This is a genomic window from Bifidobacterium dolichotidis (assembly GCF_003951975.1).
GTDB lineage: Bacteria > Actinomycetota > Actinomycetes > Actinomycetales > Bifidobacteriaceae > Bifidobacterium > Bifidobacterium dolichotidis.
This window is the reverse complement of sequence record NZ_QXGM01000002.1, coordinates 525448-545193: the sequence shown is the minus strand read 5'-3', so window position 1 is coordinate 545193 and position 19746 is coordinate 525448. Positions and strand designations below refer to the sequence as shown.

15 protein-coding genes and 2 tRNA genes are annotated in these 19746 nt (G+C 52.9%); 14 read left to right on the top strand and 3 right to left on the bottom strand.

What is annotated here, in order from left to right:
* Window positions 1–98 precede the first annotated feature (98 nt).
* From ptsP to D2E26_RS06100, 4 genes are all read left to right on the top strand, one after another.
* Window positions 99–1754, top strand: a complete 1656-nt coding sequence (gene ptsP, locus D2E26_RS06115) for a phosphoenolpyruvate--protein phosphotransferase (protein ID WP_125963810.1) — start codon at window positions 99–101, stop codon at window positions 1752–1754.
* Window positions 1755–1960: 206 nt separating this feature from the next.
* On the top strand, window positions 1961–2515 hold the full coding sequence (locus D2E26_RS06110) for a YbhB/YbcL family Raf kinase inhibitor-like protein (protein WP_125963809.1): 555 nt from the start codon (window positions 1961–1963) through the stop codon (window positions 2513–2515).
* 96 nt (window positions 2516–2611) lie between these two features.
* On the top strand, window positions 2612–4189 hold the full coding sequence (locus D2E26_RS06105) for a C69 family dipeptidase (protein ID WP_125963808.1): 1578 nt from the start codon (window positions 2612–2614) through the stop codon (window positions 4187–4189).
* Between the two features lie 356 nt (window positions 4190–4545).
* Window positions 4546–6063 (top strand): formate--tetrahydrofolate ligase, encoded by a 1518-nt coding sequence (locus D2E26_RS06100; protein WP_125963807.1) that lies wholly within the window; start codon window positions 4546–4548, stop codon window positions 6061–6063.
* A 162-nt stretch (window positions 6064–6225) separates the two neighbouring features.
* Here D2E26_RS06100 and D2E26_RS06095 read toward each other — a convergent pair whose 3' ends face one another.
* The gene (locus tag D2E26_RS06095; protein ID WP_125963806.1) at window positions 6226–6573 is read right to left on the bottom strand and encodes a phenylpyruvate tautomerase MIF-related protein; all 348 of its coding nucleotides are present in this window, start codon (window positions 6571–6573) and stop codon (window positions 6226–6228) included.
* A 143-nt stretch (window positions 6574–6716) separates the two neighbouring features.
* Between D2E26_RS06095 and D2E26_RS06090 the strand changes: the two genes are divergently transcribed.
* Window positions 6717–7274 (top strand): GtrA family protein, encoded by a 558-nt coding sequence (locus tag D2E26_RS06090; RefSeq protein ID WP_125963805.1) that lies wholly within the window; start codon window positions 6717–6719, stop codon window positions 7272–7274.
* Between the two features lie 165 nt (window positions 7275–7439).
* Here the strand turns inward: D2E26_RS06090 and D2E26_RS06085 are convergent, their stop codons facing one another.
* Window positions 7440–8990: an MFS transporter gene (locus tag D2E26_RS06085; protein WP_125963804.1), complete on the bottom strand. Its 1551-nt coding sequence runs from the start codon at window positions 8988–8990 to the stop codon at window positions 7440–7442.
* Between the two features lie 149 nt (window positions 8991–9139).
* On the opposite strand from D2E26_RS06085, the gene D2E26_RS06080 reads away from it, so the two are divergent.
* The 6 genes from D2E26_RS06080 (at window position 9140) to D2E26_RS06055 (ending at window position 14591) form a co-directional block, all read left to right on the top strand.
* Entirely contained in the window at window positions 9140–9799 is a 660-nt protein-coding gene (locus D2E26_RS06080; protein WP_125963803.1) for a histidine phosphatase family protein, read from the top strand.
* Window positions 9800–9923: 124 nt separating this feature from the next.
* Entirely contained in the window at window positions 9924–10904 is a 981-nt protein-coding gene (locus D2E26_RS06075) for a hypothetical protein (protein WP_125963802.1), read from the top strand.
* Between the two features lie 227 nt (window positions 10905–11131).
* Complete coding sequence (gene gltX, locus D2E26_RS06070; protein WP_125963801.1) at window positions 11132–12733, top strand: glutamate--tRNA ligase; 1602 nt, start codon at window positions 11132–11134, stop codon at window positions 12731–12733.
* A gap of 104 nt (window positions 12734–12837) precedes the next feature.
* A tRNA-Glu gene (locus D2E26_RS06065) sits at window positions 12838–12910 on the top strand.
* Between the two features lie 51 nt (window positions 12911–12961).
* A tRNA-Gln gene (locus D2E26_RS06060) sits at window positions 12962–13036 on the top strand.
* Between the two features lie 82 nt (window positions 13037–13118).
* On the top strand, window positions 13119–14591 hold the full coding sequence (locus D2E26_RS06055; protein WP_125963800.1) for a metallophosphoesterase: 1473 nt from the start codon (window positions 13119–13121) through the stop codon (window positions 14589–14591).
* A 205-nt stretch (window positions 14592–14796) separates the two neighbouring features.
* Here the strand turns inward: D2E26_RS06055 and D2E26_RS06050 are convergent, their stop codons facing one another.
* Window positions 14797–15564, bottom strand: a complete 768-nt coding sequence (locus D2E26_RS06050) for an IclR family transcriptional regulator (RefSeq protein ID WP_164515891.1) — start codon at window positions 15562–15564, stop codon at window positions 14797–14799.
* A 365-nt stretch (window positions 15565–15929) separates the two neighbouring features.
* Between D2E26_RS06050 and leuC the strand changes: the two genes are divergently transcribed.
* From leuC to murA, 3 genes are all read left to right on the top strand, one after another.
* Entirely contained in the window at window positions 15930–17333 is a 1404-nt protein-coding gene (gene leuC / locus D2E26_RS06045) for a 3-isopropylmalate dehydratase large subunit (RefSeq protein ID WP_125963798.1), read from the top strand.
* Window positions 17334–17437: 104 nt separating this feature from the next.
* A complete protein-coding gene (gene leuD, locus D2E26_RS06040; protein WP_125963797.1) occupies window positions 17438–18118 on the top strand; it encodes a 3-isopropylmalate dehydratase small subunit in 681 nt (226 codons plus the stop codon).
* Between the two features lie 188 nt (window positions 18119–18306).
* Window positions 18307–19632, top strand: a complete 1326-nt coding sequence (murA, locus tag D2E26_RS06035; protein WP_125963796.1) for a UDP-N-acetylglucosamine 1-carboxyvinyltransferase — start codon at window positions 18307–18309, stop codon at window positions 19630–19632.
* Window positions 19633–19746: the final 114 nt, after the last annotated feature.

Below are 19746 nucleotides of genomic sequence, written 5' to 3'. Positions count from 1 at the left end.
CCACAGGCACGTATCACTCAGCTCTTCGGGCAAAGAGCTGGGTTTAATGCTGCTGTATTGCAGCATTCAGGCGTGGGAATTGATGAAAGGAGCCCCCAATGATCATTAAGGGTGTTGGCATTGGTCGCGGTGTTGCCGTCGGTCCTGTGTTGCGAATGGCTGATCCACTGCCGGAACCTGAAGATCGTGAGCGCAGCGCGGAAATCTCTGCTGAGCAGGAGTCCGCTCGTGTTATGGCTGCACTTGATTCTGTTAATGCTGATCTGAACAAGCAGGCTGAAGCTGCTGCTGCTGGTGATGAAGGCGCCCAGCAGGCTGCAGAGATTATTACCGCTGTGGCAATGTTCGCTTCTGATCCACAGCTTGCTGAGTCGATCAAGGGTCTGATCGAGCAGGGTAAGACCGCAGAGCGTGCAGTACTTGAGGGCTTCGGTGCTGTTGAAGATATGTTCCGCGCAATTGGCGGCTACCAGGGCGAGCGTGCAGCTGATCTGCACGATGTTGGCCAGCGCGTTATTGCACAGCTGATGGGTCTGCCAGCTCCAGGCGTTCCACAGAGCGATGAGCCATTCGTGCTCGTGGCTAAGGATCTGTCCCCAGCTGATACGGCTTCGCTGGATCTGAACAAGACGCTTGCAATCGTCACCTCCGAGGGTGGTCCAACGTCCCACACGGCAATTCTGGCTCGCGCACGCGGCATCGTTGCTGTGGTGTCTGCTCCAGAAGCAGATGATCTGAAGAACGGCCAGCAGGTGATTGTTAACGCTGCAACGAGCGAGATCACCGTTGAGCCAACTGAGGAAGAGATTGAGAAGGCTCGTCAGGCTAAGGCTAAGGCAGATCGCGCTAAGGAACTGCGCGGCCAGCCAGGTCAGCTCAAGGACGGCACTCGTATTCCTCTGCTCGCTAACGTTGGTAAGCCAGCAGACGCTAAGGCAGCTCACGAGTACGGCGCAGAAGGCATCGGCCTGTTCCGTACCGAGTTCCTGTTCATCGGCAACGAAGAGCCACCTAGCGTTGAAGAGCAGACCAAGGCTTACGCAGACCTGCTGCGTGAGTTCCCAGGTCGCAAGGTTGTTATCCGCCTGCTCGATGCAGGTGCAGATAAGCCACTGCCATTCCTGACGCCAGAAGACGAGCCAAACCCAGCACTGGGTCTGCGTGGTCTTCGTACGCTCGAGCAGCACCGCGACGTTATTGAGGGCCAGCTCAAGGCTCTGGCAGCTGCTGACGCACAGACCGACTCCGATCTGTGGGTTATGGCTCCAATGGTTGCTGATCGTTACGAAGCTGAATGGTTCGTCAAGCTCGGTAAGAGCTTCGGCCTGAAGTTCGTCGGCGCTATGGCTGAGGTTCCATCGATCGCTGTTATGGCTGATCAGGTGGCTCAGGTTGCTGACTTCGTGTCGATCGGTACGAACGATCTGACGCAGTACACGATGGCTGCTGATCGTACGCTGGGTTCGGTTTCGAACTACCAGACCGCATGGCACCCAGCAGTGCTGCGCATGATCAAGTCCATCTGCGAGGCAGGTAACGCTGCTGGCATGCCTGTGGGCGTGTGCGGCGAGGCTGCTGCTGATCCAGATCTGGCTGTTGTGCTCGTTGGTATGGGTGTCAACTCGCTGTCGATGACGCCTGTGGCTCTCGACGACGTGCGTGCTGAGCTCGCTGAGCACACGCTGGAAGAGGCTAAGGAACTGGCTGCTCGTGCACTGAACGGTGAGTTCTACAAGCCTGATTACTGGAACTGATCGCTTCTCAAGAGCTTTCATAACTGCATGTCCAGTGACATAAGCATCTGAACCGATGCTGAATGCAGACCATGAGCTCGTCTCTAGCTACTACTGCAGAGCTAGAGACGAGCTCTTTTTTGTGATGCAATTCACGCTAGAACGGAACCCTGCGCTGCGTGCAAACAGCATTCCTCGCGACCCCCGCAAAGTCTAAACTGGGAAATATGCAAATAACCGCTGATTTCACTGCAATTCCTGATAAGTACGCCAAGGGCGCGTCCGACGACGAACGCGTTGATGGCGTTCCTGCTATTTCGTTCCCGTTTTATATTGATCGCCTCAACCCAGCTGTGAAGTATCTGCATTGGCAGTTCACGGATCCAGATTCGATTCCTGTCTGTGGCTTTGAATGGATTCACTGGACTGTGGCTAATCTGCCTGTGGATGCACTGATGTTTGATGTTTCGGATGCGCATGCACTGTCGATTCCTGAAGATTTCTCGCGCAAGCTGCCTGCTCTGATCCCAGAAGCAGTGCAAGGCCGTAACTCTTCAGCATCGCATTTTGTGGGTCGCTCTACTGATCCACAGCTGATTATGCGCTACAACGGTCCACAGCCACCAGACAAGGACCATGACTACATGTTGCAGGTTTGGGGTACGGCTAAGCCATTGCCTGATTTGGAACAGGGCTTCTGGATGAACGAAATGATTCATCGTTTCCGCACCTGCGACAACATTCTCGACCAGGGTGGCGTGTTCCTTACGGGTCGCGCCTAAGGTAAAGAAATCTGTTCTAGGGAACCGGTACTGAAGAGAAAGCACTGCTGTACGTATTACAACAGTGTTGAAGAGAAAAGATAAGGAGAGCAGCACATGAGTTGCACGACTTTGTTAGTCGGTAAAGCCGCCAGCTACGACGGCTCGACGATTATGGCTCGCAACGAAGATAGCGCTAGCGGCGAGTTCGATGTTAAGAACTTGATTGTTGTTAAGCCAGAAGATCAGCCTCGTACCTACACGAGCAAGATCAGCCACCTGACGATTGAACTGCCAGATGATCCTCTGCAGTACACGGCTATGCCAAATGTTGACACAAAGCAGGGCATCTGGGCAGAAGCCGGCGTCAACGAAGCTAACGTCGCTATGACGGCTACTGAGACGATTACGACGAACGCTCGTGTGCTTGGCGCTGATCCACTCGTTGAGTACGTGCCAGCACAGAACGGTGAAGAAGCTATTGCCGGCGGTATTGGCGAAGAAGATATGGTGACACTCGTGCTGCCATACGTGCGCACGGCTCGCGAAGGCGTGCTGCGTTTGGGCGAACTGCTCGAGCAGTACGGCACCTACGAGATGAACGCTATTGGCTTCTCCGATGCTGATGAGATCTGGTGGCTGGAGTCGATCGGTGGTCACCACTGGATCGCTAAGCGCGTGCCAGATGAGGCTTATGTGACGATGCCAAACCAGCTGGGCATTGACGAGTTCGATCTCGACGACGCTTTTGGTGAGCAGGAAGAGCACCTGTGCTCGTCCGATCTGCTCGACTTCATTCACGACAACCACCTCGATGTGGCTGTGGAGTCGGTCAGCCTGTTCAACCCACGTATGGCTTTCGGCTCGCACTCGGATTCCGATCACGTGTACAACACGCCACGTGCTTGGTACATGCAGCGCTACTTCAACCCTTATGACGAGGTTTGGGATGGCGAAGATGCTGACGTGCGTCCAAACAGCGATGACATTCCATGGTGCCGCCAGCCTGATCGCAAGATCACGATTGAGGATGTGCAGTACATTCTCGCTTCGCACTACCAGGAGACCCCATACGATCCATACGGTCACAGGGGTTCGGAGCAGACGCGCGGCATGTTCCGCCACATCGGCATTAACCGCACGAACCAGCTCGCTGTGCTGCAGATTCGCCCATACCGTCCACAGTCGAACCGCGCTATTCAGTGGGTTTCGTTCGGTGATGGCACGTTCAACGCATTACTGCCAATGTTCCCTAACGTTGACACGATGCCTGAGTACGTCAGCAACGCTACGCTGACGCCTTCGACGAACAACATCTACTGGGCTGACCGCATTATTGCAGCGCTGTGCGATGCAAACTATGCACAGACGCAGCAGACCGTTGCAAGCTACCAGGAGAAGGTCGGCGGCATTGCTCACCACCTGATTCAGGTTGCTGATGAGCAGGTTGACGATCTCGATACGAACGAGATCCGCGAAATCGGTATTGACGAAGAAGAATCGCTCGACGTGCAGCCAATGAAGCCAGAGGCTATTATTGAGGCTGTTCGCAACGAGAAGGTTCGTCGTGCTCTTGAGCAGGTCAACGAAACGATGGCTGCTCAGGCAAAGACTGAGACCGATAAGCTGCTCAACTCGGTGCTCTACACGGCATCGATGAACATGCGCGACTCGTTCAGCATGAATGATTTTTAATAACTGACCGACGTTGGTGCCACACGGTTACCAACCCAAGTAAGTAGGGTGATTACCCGTTTCACATTAGCTCCGTACGATTTTGGACTGCCCGAGCCAGGAACTCACGAATGTTCAGGCCGACTTCAGTCCCTTCGTACGGAGCTTTTGTGTATTACAGCGCAGCATATGAGTCTCACTTCAGTTGATTCGTGCGCGGTTGAAGAAGTTTGTTACGTGGGGAAGAGGCCTCGCCGATTTCATTATTTGATTATTTGTATTTTTCATTTTGAATCGCGGCCCAACAATCTGTGCCTATGTATACGTAACATAAACTAGCTTTTAGCATTCGTTGGCGAAGCTGGAAAGGATGTTTAGTGAAGACAATCGAAGATTTCACTCAACCCTATGGTCTTGTAGACAAGATTGATGCATTCGGCTATTTGGAGTATCTACGCAATAACCCAGACGCTCCTCGTAAGGCTGGTAAAGTAGTTCTCGTTACGGCAGATACGCCACTGAAGGCAAGCCGCGGCGAAGGCAAGACGACTACGACGATTGCACTGATTGATGCACTGCGTGCACGTGGCATTGATGCCGCTGCTGTGCTGCGTCAGCCAAGTATGGGCATTACTGCAGCAGGTTCCAAGGGCGGTGCTTCGGGCGGCGGCAAGGCCTCGCTGACGCATCCTGAGCTTGTGGACTGGGGTCTGTGCGGTGAAATGAGCGCTATTGAAGCAGCTCAAAACCTGCTCGTCTCGTTCGCAGAAAAGGCTATTGACGAAGGCAAGCTCGACGACGTGCTCGTACCACGCGTTAGCGAAGTGCCATCGCGCTCGTTGCGCAAGACGATTGTGGATGCTGGCAAGAATAACGTTGCTGAACGCGTTGTGCTGACACCAACCTGCGAATTAATGCAGATTGTTGTGCTGTCGCGCTCGATGGATGAGCTTGCAGAACGCGTTGGTAATATGACGGCTGGTACGAAGGACGGTCGTGGTGTGAAGTTCAACGAATTCGTTGAACTGTGGCGTATTACGAATATTCTGACCGATGCCGTTAAGCCTGCTAAGACGCAGACGAAGGCTGGTTCCCCTGTGTATGTGCACGGCGGCCCATTCGCTAACGTGTCGCTTGGCATTCCAACGCTTGTTTCTGTGGAAATGGCTACGGCTCTGCACGATGTTGTTGTGGTCGAAGCTGGCTATGGTGCTGATGCTGGTGCTCAGAAGTGGCTTGATATTGCTTGCCGTGAGTTTGGTGCACAGTGGCCAAGCGCAGCAGTTGTGGTAACGCGTGCAACGACGTGGCGTGATGATCCAACGCTGCAGTGGCGTTACCCATTCCACGTGAACCGTCTGGAGAGCATGAACATTCCAACGTTCCCACTGATTAACCTGTGGGAAGGTGAAGATGATCTCGTCGATTCACTCAAGAGCACGGCTGCTTCGCTGGGCTTCCGCGAGCCAGTGCTGGGCAACCTGTTCCGCGATGGCGGCGATGCTCTGGTCTCTCAGCTCGATGCCTTCGTAGATACGGTGCAGGCAGCTGACATTCCAGCAGCTCCAGAAAGCCACCGCGGTATGGCTCTGCGCGACAACATTGAGTGGGTTTCGAAGCATGCTTATGGCGTGCCATCGGAGCGCGTTATTGATCGCGATGGCTTCGAAGATTCGCTGAACAACGCACGTGAACTGTGCGCAACCGTTGATGTGAACCTCGATGATCTGGCTCTGGTCGCTGTGAAGTCGCCAGCAACGATGACTGATAACGATTCGTTGCCAGAGGATCAGCGTTCGGTCACGCTCAAGAAGGTTGAGCCTCACACCGGTGCAGGTGTGGTTCAGGTCAATCTGACGACGTCACTGACTACGCCAATGCCAAAGATCGTCTGATTGTTGCAAAGACATCTGATTGCTGCAAGGACGTTTGATTGCTGACGTGATCTGGCAATCATGATGTCAGCTTTGCTGCAGCGCAATACGAAAAGTGCCCACACCACAACGGTGCGGGCACTTTGTGTTGCAATCAGAGAAATAAATAAATAAAACTAAAAATCAGAAGTTCGAGCCGTTCCAGCCCCAGTTTGGCGTGGCTGTGTAACGGATGTACGTGCGGTCTTCAGGAATGCTGAGCACCGTATTGAGACCGTGCATAATCTGAGTCGTCAGCTTCTCCCAAGCCGACTCGTCGACGTGATTACCGAACACGTTGACCTCAACATAAGCGGCTGGAGCGTCATCGCTACCACCGAAATAAATTGGCATATTGTCTTCGAATGGGCACATGAGCCAGCCCTCAGACTTACCTGGAACGGCAGTGATGGCCTGACCGAAAATGGACTTGAGTGCGTCACGCTGCTCTTTGGTTGTCGAAACCGATACATGCGTGTGAATAACAGGCATTTGAGCTCCTTACAATCGTGAGTTCCCACACGTCCTGTGCGGGGTATCGCACCTAAGTTTAGCGAGCTCAATGGGGGAATGCTGAGAACGCGTGAAAGCAGGGGACGGGGTTCATAGTTGCGGGGCGCGTGTTAAATAGACGTGTGCGAAAACTCATTGAACAGATTTTGAAGTTCGGCGTCGTCGGCATTATTGCGGCCATTCTTGACTTCGGTATTTTGAATATTCTCGTCATTTTTGCGCATATGAACAATGTGCTGGCGAGTACGATTTCATTCACGCTGTCGTTCATTTTCAACTATCTGGCCAGCATGAAGTACGTGTTCAAGCATCGTCCAGATATGGCACGTTGGATGGAAATTGTTATCTTCCTGCTGTCGGCAGTTATTGGTCTGCTCATTAACAACGCGATTATTTGGATGTCGACGTTGGGTATGGATGCTGATGCCTTCTTGACGCAGCATGCAGAGTATGTGCTGTGTACGAACATCGGCAAGATTGTGGCTACGTTCGTTGTGGCAGTGTGGAACTTTATTATTCGTAAGATCTTCCTGGACGATACGCATACTGCGATGATGAGCAAGTTGCAGAAGAAGGGCAACACGTTCACCGAGGAAGAGCTCGAAGCCAAGTGGGAGCGCAGCCTCTCGCACCGCATCGGTATGTGGTCGATTGAGCATACGCCAAAGGGTTGGCGCTAAAGCAAGCGAATTCCCAATACCTTAACTACTGTTATATTTCTGGCCCAACGGTGTTGTTACCGCTGGGCCAGAAGTGTATATAGCAGCTTTGCGCTGGAATACAAAACGTCGTCTCAACCGATGTTTCTCGTGAAACATACAACAGTGTTGCACGAATCGTATGGGTTATTTCGCTACTGATAGCTCCGGATTTGCCGGCTTACCCGCAACGGCTGGATCTAAATGTTCGACAACATCGAGTTCGTGCTGTTCGCTGGTGTTCGTGGCAGTTTCTGTGAGCACTGGGGCTTGCGTGCTGAGCTTAATCTGCCTAAATCCAAGTAATGCAATAGCGAGCGAAGCTAAGGCCAGTGTGGTTACGACGCTAAAGCCGCCATGCGAGCCATAACGATCAATACAAATACCGGCAATTGCGGATCCGAGCGAGCCGCCAATACCGTTCATGGCACCCATCCAAGCCATGCCTTCAGTCAGCCGTGACTGCGGCACCAAATGCATCATAATTTGGTTGCCATTAATCCACGTAGGGGATTGGCACACACCAATCATCAAATAAATAATCATGATGACCCACAGATGCTCGGCAAACAGAAATGCACTGACGCCAAGATTGACCACAGCCAAGCAGAAGTAGAAGCGTTTATGCAACGCAATGCGCCAGTTTTTAGCACCATAGAGCAGCGCACCAATAAGCGAGCTAATCGAGAAGCACGAGAACACAAAACCAGTCATTTGCTTCTGGCCAGCTTCAGTAGCAAAGGCCACAATCGAAATACTTGATGCCGACTGGAATGCACCTAAACCAAACCAAGTCACGCATACGGCCAGTAAGCCAGGCCCAAAAATCGACTCTTTTCTGCCGCGATGCGCCTCATCGAGTACACGTTGACGAGCCGCATGACCAGCTTCTTCAATAGCTTCTTCACTGAAACCCTGTGCAAACGCATGCGCGCGAGCATCGTCATAGGCTGTTTGGGCACGCAGCTCGAGTGCCTTCTTATTTTCTTGCTGACGGAACTGCTTACGCGTCAGTCCCTGTGCACGGCCCAAATCAGTTTGATTGGCCGGCTCAGTTGAGGTGCACGTTAAGAACATCAGTGCGCCAATAACAACGCATATTTCGGTTACCGAGAATGCGAGCACGCCAGAAATAACAGCCAGAACCGAGGCCAGTGGATTACCAATAACCCACATCATTTCGTCAGCCACACTGCACAAGCTCATGGCACGATTAATGCCCATGCGATCATGCTTGAGCATATTCGTCCAACGAGTACGACTCATACCGCCCCACGGCGGTACACAAGCCAAGAACGGCACGATGCAGAACAGTATCCATTGCGCCACAGTGGCTTTAATACAGGTAATTGTCAGCGAAGCGGCAACAACCCAAATAACCACGAGTGGAATAGAAACACGTCGCTGACCAAAACGATCCACGAGCATGCCCAGCACTGGTCCTAATACAGCGCCAGCAATGGCCTGAATAGCTGTCAGTATGCCAGCCAACGTGTAGTTGTGATAGTAGAACTGCACACAAATCGTAATCGTCAAGCCAATCATTGGCATTGGCATACAGGCAATAACAGCACCAAACGTAAACCGTGCTGCATGAGGAATACGCAGCAGTGCTGAGTACCCGCCAAACAGGCGTTCACCAACATCACGGAATGCGCGAAGAACGGGAATACGGCTTGCTCGATGTGCGTTGCGCATGAGTTCGTCTTTCTCCTTGGCGAATTTTTAGTGGATTTTGGCGCATTGCGCGTGCTTATGTTGATGGACTGCACCACAATAGGCATAGAGATTTGCAGAATGCTGCAGAATCTTATATACGAGCTAACAAACTCGGCAAAGGAGCATTAATGACGGCCACAACGATTAACTTCGTGCGCCACGGCAAAGTGGAAAACCCTAACCATCTGCTGTATGAACGTCTGCCAGGATTCCACCTGTCTGATGTGGGCCAGCGCATGGCACAGGCAACAGGCCGTTTTATTGCCGACTCACCACAGCTCAATACGAGCGTTGCTGTGTTTAGCTCGCCACTCGAGCGCACGCAAGAAACTGCACAGGCCATTCTGAATCCACTCAATAAGGTCCGTGAGTCTCGCGGTCAGGAGCCACTGACGATTGAGACGGATACGCGCATTATTGAAGCGCGCAATGAGTTCCGTGGCACGCGCATTGGTTACGGTGACGGCGCACTGTGGCGCAATGGTAACTGGAAGCTCGTGCGCAACTTGTGGAAGCCAAGTTGGGGAGAGACCTATAAAGAAATCGCCGCTCGCGTGCGTGACTTTGCTATGGAGAAGGTTGACCAGTTCGCGGGTCAGCAGATTATTGTCGTCTCTCACGAGTCGCCAATCTGGTCGTTCCGTCACATGCTCGAGAAGGGTCACCCTGAGCACAATATGCTGCTGCGCAAGACTGCACTCGCTTCTGTTACGTCCATCACATTTGACTCGGACACCCACGAAGTACTAGGCATTGCGTACTTCGACCCGGCTAAGGATGTTCACTAATCGAGCGTTTTTCTGTGCGCTCTAGAATGGTGAGCAATTATTGATTTTCCGAGTGCAACGCGGCCAATTGAAAATCAACGCAACCAACGCGTTGCGTACTTGGTAATGATTGATAGGAGACTTCATGACGCAGCTGTCGCAGACTACCGTAGACGAGATTGCCGCAATCCCAGCATTGCAAGAAGCTGCAGCAGCGGCAGTAGAGCTTATGGATCTGTGGCCGCTGACGAAGCCTGAACATCTTGATAACGATGCCAAGTATGGTGAAGACCTCCAAGTGCGCATTACGCGCCAGATGGCCCAGATTCTGTGCGGTCAGCCCATTACGCGTGCTGATGCAGAATTCGTCTACGAAGGTGCCGACACTATTCCAGGCGTAGAACAGAGCATTGTTGATGCGCTTACCGCTGCCAACGATGCCTATGATGGCGTCTCTACCTATTCCGAAGATCATGACGCGCAGCTCGTAGTAGAAGCCGATGGCATGCTCGCTGATTGCGGCAGCGCCAATGCAGCCAATGTGGCATGGAGTGAGGAAACAAGCCAAGTCGTCACCGATATTCTTGACGACGCAGAAACGTTTATTGCCGACCAAGCACAAGCCGATGGCCACTGGCTGATCAGTAATAAGCAAGCTGTGGTGAGCCAGCGTTGTGCTGTGCTCGTACTCGTTACTGATGCATTGCTCAATGCTGTTGCCGAGCGTACGGCCAACGACACCGACGAAATTGGTGGCGTGGATGAAGCGTTTGTTACGGCATTAGAACAGTCTGCACTGCCACTGGCCTTAATTGTTAATGAGCTGGCTGAACGTTTGGGTCTGCCACGTCTGTGCGCTTCAGCAGAGCGTGTACACGGCGTACTCGCATCCTATGCTGTAACCAATGGTGATAGCTCAGCACTAGATTCCACACGCGTACTTGCAGAAGCGCTGGCACCAATTGCTATTGCAGAATGGCACAAGCACAAAGAAGATGTGCTGTGGGATGCAGCAGAAGCCAAGCGCCGCTCTCGCGAAGAAGACGAAGCAAAGAGCAAGGCAGCGCTCGCAGCCAAGTTTGCGCATATTAAGGACGATTCAAACAAAGAAGAAGTAGAACTCTAAAGTTTGGGTGCATCAGTTTGAGCACATCAGTCCGAGCACATCAGCCTGAGTACATCAGTTTGGGTGCATACCCATCTGTAGTGCATGGCGACTGAAGAATACTGCAGTTATCGCCCTCTAGGCATCCCCGTGTAGTACGTGAGGCGTTGCTTTGGGGGTGCTAGCGGCGAAGTCGCTGAGCAGAAGTCAACTTGAAGAAACAAAAGTCGTCCCCATCGAGCGCAAGAATGGGGATTATGAGTGACGCTGAAAAGGCTGGAATTGCCAGCGCAACGACTGATAAAACTGACTCCCACAACCCACGTACCGAGAAGCCTGCTCTGCCTGAGCAAGTGCGCGTGCGTTTCTGCCCATCCCCAACGGGCATTCCACACGTCGGCATGGTGCGTACTGCTCTGTTCAACTGGGCTGAAGCACGCCACACGGGTGGCACGCTTGTCTTCCGTATTGAAGACACCGATGCTCAGCGCGATTCTGAAGAGAGCTTTAACCAGATTATTGAAGCACTGAACTGGCTCGGCATTGACTGGGACGAGGGCATTAACGTTGGTGGCCCTGACGCTCCTTACCGCCAGTCTGAGCGCGGTGAAATTTACCAGAAGGTGGCTCAGCAGCTGCTTGATGCAGGCTACGCATATGAGTCCTTCTCGACGCCTGAAGAAACTGCTGCACGTAACGTGGCTGCAGGTCGTCCAAAGGAGTTCGGCTACGACGGTTACGACCGTACGCTGACCGAAGAGCAGAAGCAGGCTTTCCGCGACGAAGGTCGTAAGCCAGCTATCCGTATCAAGATGCCAGACGAGGACATCGCATTCGACGATCTGATCCGTGGCCGTATTGAGTTCAAGGCCGGTAGCGTTCCTGATTACGTGATCGTGCGTCCAAACGGCGACCCTCTGTACACGCTGACGAACCCTGTTGATGATGCTCTGATGAACATCAACGTCGTGCTGCGCGGTGAGGATCTGCTGAGCTCGACGCCTCGTCAGATTGTGCTCTACCGTTACCTGATGGAGCTCGGTGTGGCTAAGGAAATGCCTCTGTTTGGCCACATGCCATACGTTATGGGCCAGGGCAACAAGAAGCTCTCCAAGCGTGATCCAGAGTCGAACCTGTTCCTGCACCGTGATCACGGCTTCATTAAGGAAGGTCTGCTCAACTACCTGGCACTGCTCGGCTGGTCGATCTCGCCAGATAACGACATCTTCTCGATGGAAGAAATGATCAAGGCCTTCGATGTGCGCGACGTGAAGGCAAACCCTGCACGCTTCGATATCGATAAGGCTACGGCAATCAACGCTGAGCACATTCGTATGCTCGAGCCACAGGACTTTCTGAACCGCTCGGTGCCATACCTGCACCGCGATGGTGTCGTCTCGGCTGATTCGTGGGATGCTCTGACCGATCGCGAGCGTGAGGTGCTGACTGCAGCTGCTCCACTCGTGCAGCCACGTGTGCGCCTGCTTGGTGAGGTTGCTGGCATGGTCGGCTCGCTGCTCAGCGACGAAGAGTACCTGGCTCCTGAGAAGGATGCTAAGAAGCAGCTCAAGGCTACGGCTGGTGAAGTGCTGGATTCGGCTATTGCTACGCTCGAGGCTCTGCCTGAAGAGCAGTGGCTGACCGATACGCTGCACGAGACGCTGACGAAGATGCTCGTTGAAGAGGGCGGCTACAAGCCACGTCTGGCCTTCGGCCCTATCCGTGTGGCTATGAGCGGCCGTCGTGTTTCGCCACCACTGTTCGAGTCGATGGAGATCATCGGCAAGCCAGTGTCGATTGCACGTCTCAAGAACCTGCGCGCTCATTTGGATGAGATCCAGGCTGCCTGAGCATAACTGAAAAAGCTTGTTAATCTGCGCGACACGCCGTGATTTGCGTTAAGTCATGGTTGCGCGTATATTAACTTTCTGTTGCTTCACGGAGCAACGGAAACGCCTCCATCGTCTAGCGGTCTAGGACTACGCCCTCTCACGGCGCCAACACCGGTTCAAATCCGGTTGGAGGTACTAGTTCACCACACGGTCCCTTTGAGCTCCGCGTTGATGGACATGCCAAATTGGGATGTGGTGTAATTGGCAACACAGCTGATTCTGGTTCAGCCATTCTTGGTTCGAGTCCAGGCATCCCAGCCAATAAACCCTCGCAGAAATGCGAGGGTTTTTTCGTACGTACAACTTGAGTTCATAGTGTGGTAGGTGCATTACAGTGGTGTCTATGACCGAACGCACAGAACGCATCAGGCAAAACACAGCACAGCCTCCCGTACTTTCTGTTTCGGCACGCCTAGGCCGCTTACAGTTCCACAATTCCGGGAAGTTCCGTGTGCTGCAGTTCGCTGATGTGCAGGATGGTCCAAAGGTTGCTAAAGATACAATTCGTCTCATTGAAGCGGCATTGACGTCAAGCCGCCCAGATGTGGTTATCTTTAGCGGTAATCAGATTGCTGGTTATAACGATGCCTATGCGGCTACGTATTGCCAGCGTCGTTGGGCCACTCGCCGCAATGCGCCAATTCCACGCGACCCAGCACGCCGCGAGGCTGATCTTGCCCATACGCGCGATTTAGTGCGCCAAACAATTAGCCAAATTACGGCTCCGCTCGTCAAATACGGTGTGCCATGGGCTATTACATTTGGCAATCACGATTTCCAGTGCGGCTTGAGCAATGCAGAAATCGAAGCTATTTGCTGCGAGTTCCCAGGATGTCTCAATGTAGCCTCGGCAAGCACTACTGATGCGTGCAAGACGCCAGCAAAGGCGCGTACACAAGCTCAGAAGGCCGCTGAGGGCGATATAAGCGCAGATACGAGCGTTGACACGGGCTCTCAGGTGGAAAACAAGACCACGGGCGCTCAGGACGCTTCTGCTGCCGAACCAAAGGCTTGCGCTAACTGTGAGCATCCACAGCCACAACCAGTGCGCGATATGGCTCATCAAGTCGTGTATCCATGCGAACCAGGCACGTTGGCCTTGCCGGTGGCTTCGGCTGATGAAGATCATCACACGGTTATGGGCTTAGTGCTGGTTGATTCTGGCGATTACTCGATTAATGGCGGTTATGGCGCTCCAACGGCTTGTGCCATGAAGTTCTTAAGTAATATGCCTCAGGCCTTTGGTGAGCATGTGCGTTCTATTGTGTTCCAGCACACGGCTTTGCCTCAGTTCTATGAGCTGCTGGAGCCTGCTCAGAGCACGGCTGCACATGCGGTAGAAGGCTACCGTGCATTCTCTGGCCAATACTATGTGCTGGATGAATCTGCGGTGGAGCCAGGCGGCTTTATTGGCGAGGGCATTAGCTGCCCAGATGTCGATTCGGGTGAGTTTGATCTGCTGCACAAGACACAGGGCTATTTTGCCGTCAGTGTGGGCCACGATCATCGCAATGCTATTGATGGTCTCGTTCGCGGTATTCGCCTTATTGAGACGCCTACATGCGGCTTTGGCTCCTATGGTCCAGTACCAGCGAAGCGTGCAGCGCGTTTGCTCGAATTCGATATTCGCCATCCATTTAATCCACGTTCGCAGCTGCTGGAATTCGGCGAACTCGTTGGCAAGCCATCGTCGAAGAAGGCCTATGCCTATGGCATGACGAGCGCTTCAAAGTCAGAAAGCGAAGGCGTGGATCTGCTGCACAAGCCAAGCTGGATCTCGCGTTTGCTGCATCGCTTTGCCATGCGCCTGCGCTAGTACGTCGAGTACGTCGAACACGACTAGCACGTATAGCATGTTCAGCACGTTTATCACGTCTAGCACCTTGTACAACACAGAAGACGCCTTGCTCACCATAAGGTTTGCAAGGCGTCTTCTGTATACAACCGTGCCTCGGCCGTATCTGTGGGGGACATATGTTGAGGGAGTGCAGTTGGACTGGGCTGCACTGTTGTTGAGTGGTTTAGCGCACTGCGCTTGCCTTAACCAAGGCGTCAGTCAGGTACTTGCCTGCAGCCATAACGAGTGGTGCATAACGGCGACCTGGGTTAGTGCCCATCCGTCCCGAAGGACCAGAAATCGAAATAGCAGCAATAACCTGACCCGAAGCGTTACGAATAGGAGCGGAAATTGAGCACACGCCCTCATCACGTTCGTTAATCGATTCTGCCCAGCCGCGCTTACGCACAGCAGACAGCTTCGTAGCCGTGAACTTGGCGTGACGCAGACCCTGATGAATACGCTCGGCATCTTCCCAAGCGAGCAGAATCTGAGCTGCGGAACCAGCTTCCATAGAAAGCATGGCGCCAACAGGAATCGAATCGCGCAGGCCGCTTGCACGCTCAACAGCAGCGATGCACACACGCTGTTCGCCCTGACGACGGTAAATCTGAGCAGATTCACCCGTACGATCAAGCAGCGTCTGCAGAATTGGACCTGCAGCGCCGAGCAGACGGTCTTCGCCTGCAGCAGCAGCGAGTTCGGCAAAGCGAGAACCGAGCACAAAACGACCGTGCTGGTCACGCAGTACGAAACGATGGCGCTCCAAAGCAATCGCAAGGCGATGTGCCGTAGGACGGGCGAGACCCGTCATAGTAACCAGCTGACCAAGAGTTGCTGGTCCTGCTTCAAGAGCATCGAGAATTTTTACAGTTTTATCTAATACACCAACGCCAGAGTGAATTTCAGAATCCGGCACGATGGATTGAGCGGTTTCAGTCGGTTTAGTCATAATCTTGTCCCTGTGAAGATCGGCTGTCGACTTCGCGCTAAGCGCTGTAGTCATAGCTCGTATTATTACATCTCACATTCTGAAACCACAAGTTTCCTACACATAGTTTCCAATAATTGATCGCCGAAGCTTTCTGAGCATAGTATTTCCAACCATTTCGAAAACAAAAAAGCAAAAGTCTGCACATGAGATTTACAAGTCGACGGGGGTTGTTGTCTCACATGTCGGTGCTTTCCACAGCGCATCACAGCGCAGCTCATACGCTAGAACACCAACACGCAATACGCCGATATTGCAATGATTTCGGGCCGCATTATGTAACGACACCGACCCCGTCACTTTAAGCTAGCCAAGGAGGTCTCACTATGGGGATGACACTCGCCGAAAAGGTATGGGCTGATCATCTAGTTGTACAAGGTGAGCAGGGCGCTCCTGATTTGCTGTATATCGACTTAATGCTCATGCATGAGGTGACAAGTCCCCAAGCGTTTGAAGGCCTTCGTATGGCAGGCCGTAAGCCTCGCCATGTGGACCAGCTCATTGCAACCGAGGATCACAACACTCCAACGTTCAATATTGATCGTCCTAATCCAGATAAAACGAGTGCGTTGCAGCTCTCCACACTCGAGCACAACTGTGAAGAGTTCGGCGTGCGTCTGCATCCACTGGGCGACGCGGATCAGGGCATTGTGCATGCCTTTGCCCCAATGCTGGGCTTAACGCAGCCAGGCATGACTATTGTGTGCGGTGACTCGCATACGTCGACGCACGGTGCTTTTGGCGCACTGGCCTTTGGTATTGGTACCTCTGAGGTTGAGCACGTTATGGCTACGCAAACGTTGAGCCTCAAGCCGTTCAAAACCATGGCTATTACGATTGACGGCGATCTGCCTGTTGGAGTGAGTGCTAAAGACATTATTCTGGCCATTATTGCCAAAATTGGTACGGGCGGCGGCCAAGGCTATGTGCTCGAATATCGAGGCAAAGCCATTGAGCAGCTTTCTATGGATGCTCGTATGACAATCTGCAATATGTCGATTGAGGCCGGTGCTCGTGCTGGCATGATCGCGCCTGATGAGACGACATTTGCGTACCTCAAGAACCGTCCGCATGCGCCGAAAGGTGAGCTGTGGGACAAGGCTGTGGAGTACTGGCGTACGCTGCGCACCGATGACGATGCTCAGTTCGATGCTGAAGTAGTGATTACAGCCCAAGATCTGGAGCCATATGTGACTTGGGGCACGAACCCTGGTCAGGGTCTGCCAATTAGTGCAAGCATTCCAGATCCAGCCACCATTGCTGATCCAACCGAGCGCCTGGCAGCTGAGCAGGCCATTGCCTATATGGGTCTTAAAGCTGGTCAGAAAATCAAAGATATTCCAGTAGACACCGTGTTTATTGGCTCGTGCACGAATGGTCGTATAGAAGATCTGCGTGCCGCTGCTGCAATTATGAAGGGCCGCAAGAAGGCTGATTCTATTCATCGTGTGCTCGTAGTGCCGGCGTCGTCGCGTATCCGCCTGCAGGCTGAGGCAGAGGGACTCGATCAGATTTTCACTGATTTCGGTGCCGAGTGGCGTAACGCTGGTTGCTCAATGTGCTTGGGTATGAACGCTGATCAGCTCGTGCCTGGCGAGCGTTCGATTTCTACGTCGAACCGCAATTTTGAGGGCCGCCAGGGCAAGGGGTCGCGCACGCATCTGGCTTCTCCTCAAGTCGCTGCCGCCACGGCCGTGCGAGGCACAATCAGTTCGCCTGCAGATTTGTAACTACAGCTGTTACGTCGCGTTGTTCAGAAATACATATTTATTTTTGTGAACCGAACGTAACGCTTCCAACGATTCGTAACTATTGCAAGCATAAAGAAGGAACTATGGAAAAGCTGACTGTTCTGACGGGCACTGGAGTACCGCTGCGCCGATCGAATGTAGATACTGATCAAATCATTCCGGCCGTGTTCTTGAAGCGAGTTGCACGATCGGGCTTTGGTGATGCGCTGTTCTATGCATGGCGTCGCGATCCGAACTTTGTGCTCAATCAAGAGGCCTATGCAGACGGCAAGATTCTTGTAGCCGGTCCTGATTTTGGTATTGGCTCGTCGCGTGAGCATGCAGTATGGGCGCTCAACGACTACGGATTCCGTGTGGTTATTGCTTCGCGCTTTGCCGATATTTTCTATGGCAATACGGCCAAAAATGGTGTGCTTGCCGCCATTATGCCGCAGGAATCGATTGAATTGCTGTGGAAGATGCTTGAAGAAGAGCCAGGCCGTCAGATGACTGTGGATCTTGAAGCACGAACCGTAACCTGTGATGATGTGACGCTGCCATTTGAAGTCAATGATTATGTGCGTTGGCGTCTGATGAATGGTTATGACGATATTGATTTAACGTTGCAGCACGAGGCGGAAATCGAAGCATATGAACGCATGCGTGCCGAACGTTTCCCATTCAAACCAAAAACAATTCCAGTCCAAGCCGAGCCTCAGGCTACGGTGCAATCGGCTCGTGAAGTAGCCGATGAGAGCTGGGCTGGACCGCTCAGTACGCGATAAAGCTAGAGTTTCCACGTTTTCCACGTATTCCATCGCGCTGTGTGCTGATTTTCCAATGCTCGATGGGCTGTCATGCCATAGTAGTTTTTGGACATGCCTTAACCATGGTGGTTTGAACATGCCTTGAAATAAAATGAGGTTTTTGGTTGTTGGGCATAACGCAATCTGCATGCATGTGAAAGAGGTAGATGGTGGAAAACAAGGATGATGTGTTGCACGTTGAGGGTGGTGTTCCACTCAACGGCTCCATCAAGGTGCGCGGAGCAAAGAACTTCGTGAGCAAGGCCATGGTGGCCGCATTGCTTGCTCCTGGTACATCGGTCCTGAAGAACGTGCCAGAGATCCGTGACGTGCACGTCGTATCTGATTTGCTGCGTCTGCACGGCGTAAACGTAGATGTTGATGGCGCTGCTGGCGTGGTGACGATTGATGCGTCGAACGTGCAGCTCGCTGACGTGGCTGACGTTGATACGCTGTCGGGTTCATCTCGTATTCCAATTCTGTTCTCAGGCCCACTCGTTCACCGTTTGGGTGAAGCATTCATTCCATCGCTGGGTGGATGCAACATTGGTGGTCGTCCAATCGACTTCCATTTGGAAACGCTTCGTAAGCTCGGTGCCAAGGTTGACAAAGAGCATCAGGATGGCATTCATATTTCTGCACCAAACGGTTTGCACGGTGCAAAGATTCATCTGCCATATCCTTCGGTTGGTGCTACTGAGCAGACGCTGCTTGCTGCTGTGCAGGCAGAAGGTAAGACCGAGCTGTCTGGTGCAGCAATTGAGCCAGAGATTATGGATCTCGTCAATGTGCTGCAGAAGATGGGCGCAATCATTTCGATTGACGTTGATCGTACGTTCCGCATTGAAGGCGTGGAGAAGCTCAAGGGCTACACGCATACGGCTCTGACTGACCGTATTGAGGCCGCTTCGTGGGCTTCGGCAGCTCTGGCAACGCACGGTGACATCTTCGTTAAGGGTGCAACGCAGCCAGAAATGGTGACGTTCCTGAACGTGTTCCGTAAGATCGGTGGCGAGTTCGATATCACCGACGAAGGTATTCGTTTCTGGCACCCAGGTGGCGATTTGAAGCCTGTGGCTATTGAAACCGATGTGCACCCTGGCTTCATGACCGATTGGCAGCAGCCACTCGTGGTCGCTTTGACGCAGGCTAAGGGTCTGTCGATTGTGCACGAAACCGTGTACGAGAACCGCTTCGGCTTCACGAAGCCACTTGTGCAGATGGGTGCAACTATCCAGCTGTACAAGGAATGTTTGGGCTCGCTGCCTTGCCGCTTCAAGCAGAAGAACTACGAGCACTCGGCAGTTATTTTTGGACCTACGCCGCTTGAAGGCCGCGATATTGATGTGCCTGATCTGCGCGGTGGCTTCAGCCACTTGATCGCAGCTCTGGCTGCAAAGGGCCCATCGAACGTGCACGGCATTTCGCTGATTGATCGCGGTTACGCAGACTTCCGCGGCAAGCTCGAAGCTCTGAACGCTCGCATTGACTGAGCGTTATAGCACAACGCAGTACGCTGCATAATCACAAACCAGCCTAAGACTTAATACGAGGTCTTAGGCTGGTTTTGTTTTGCCCCAAATTTGCTATTGGTCATATTGCGCTGC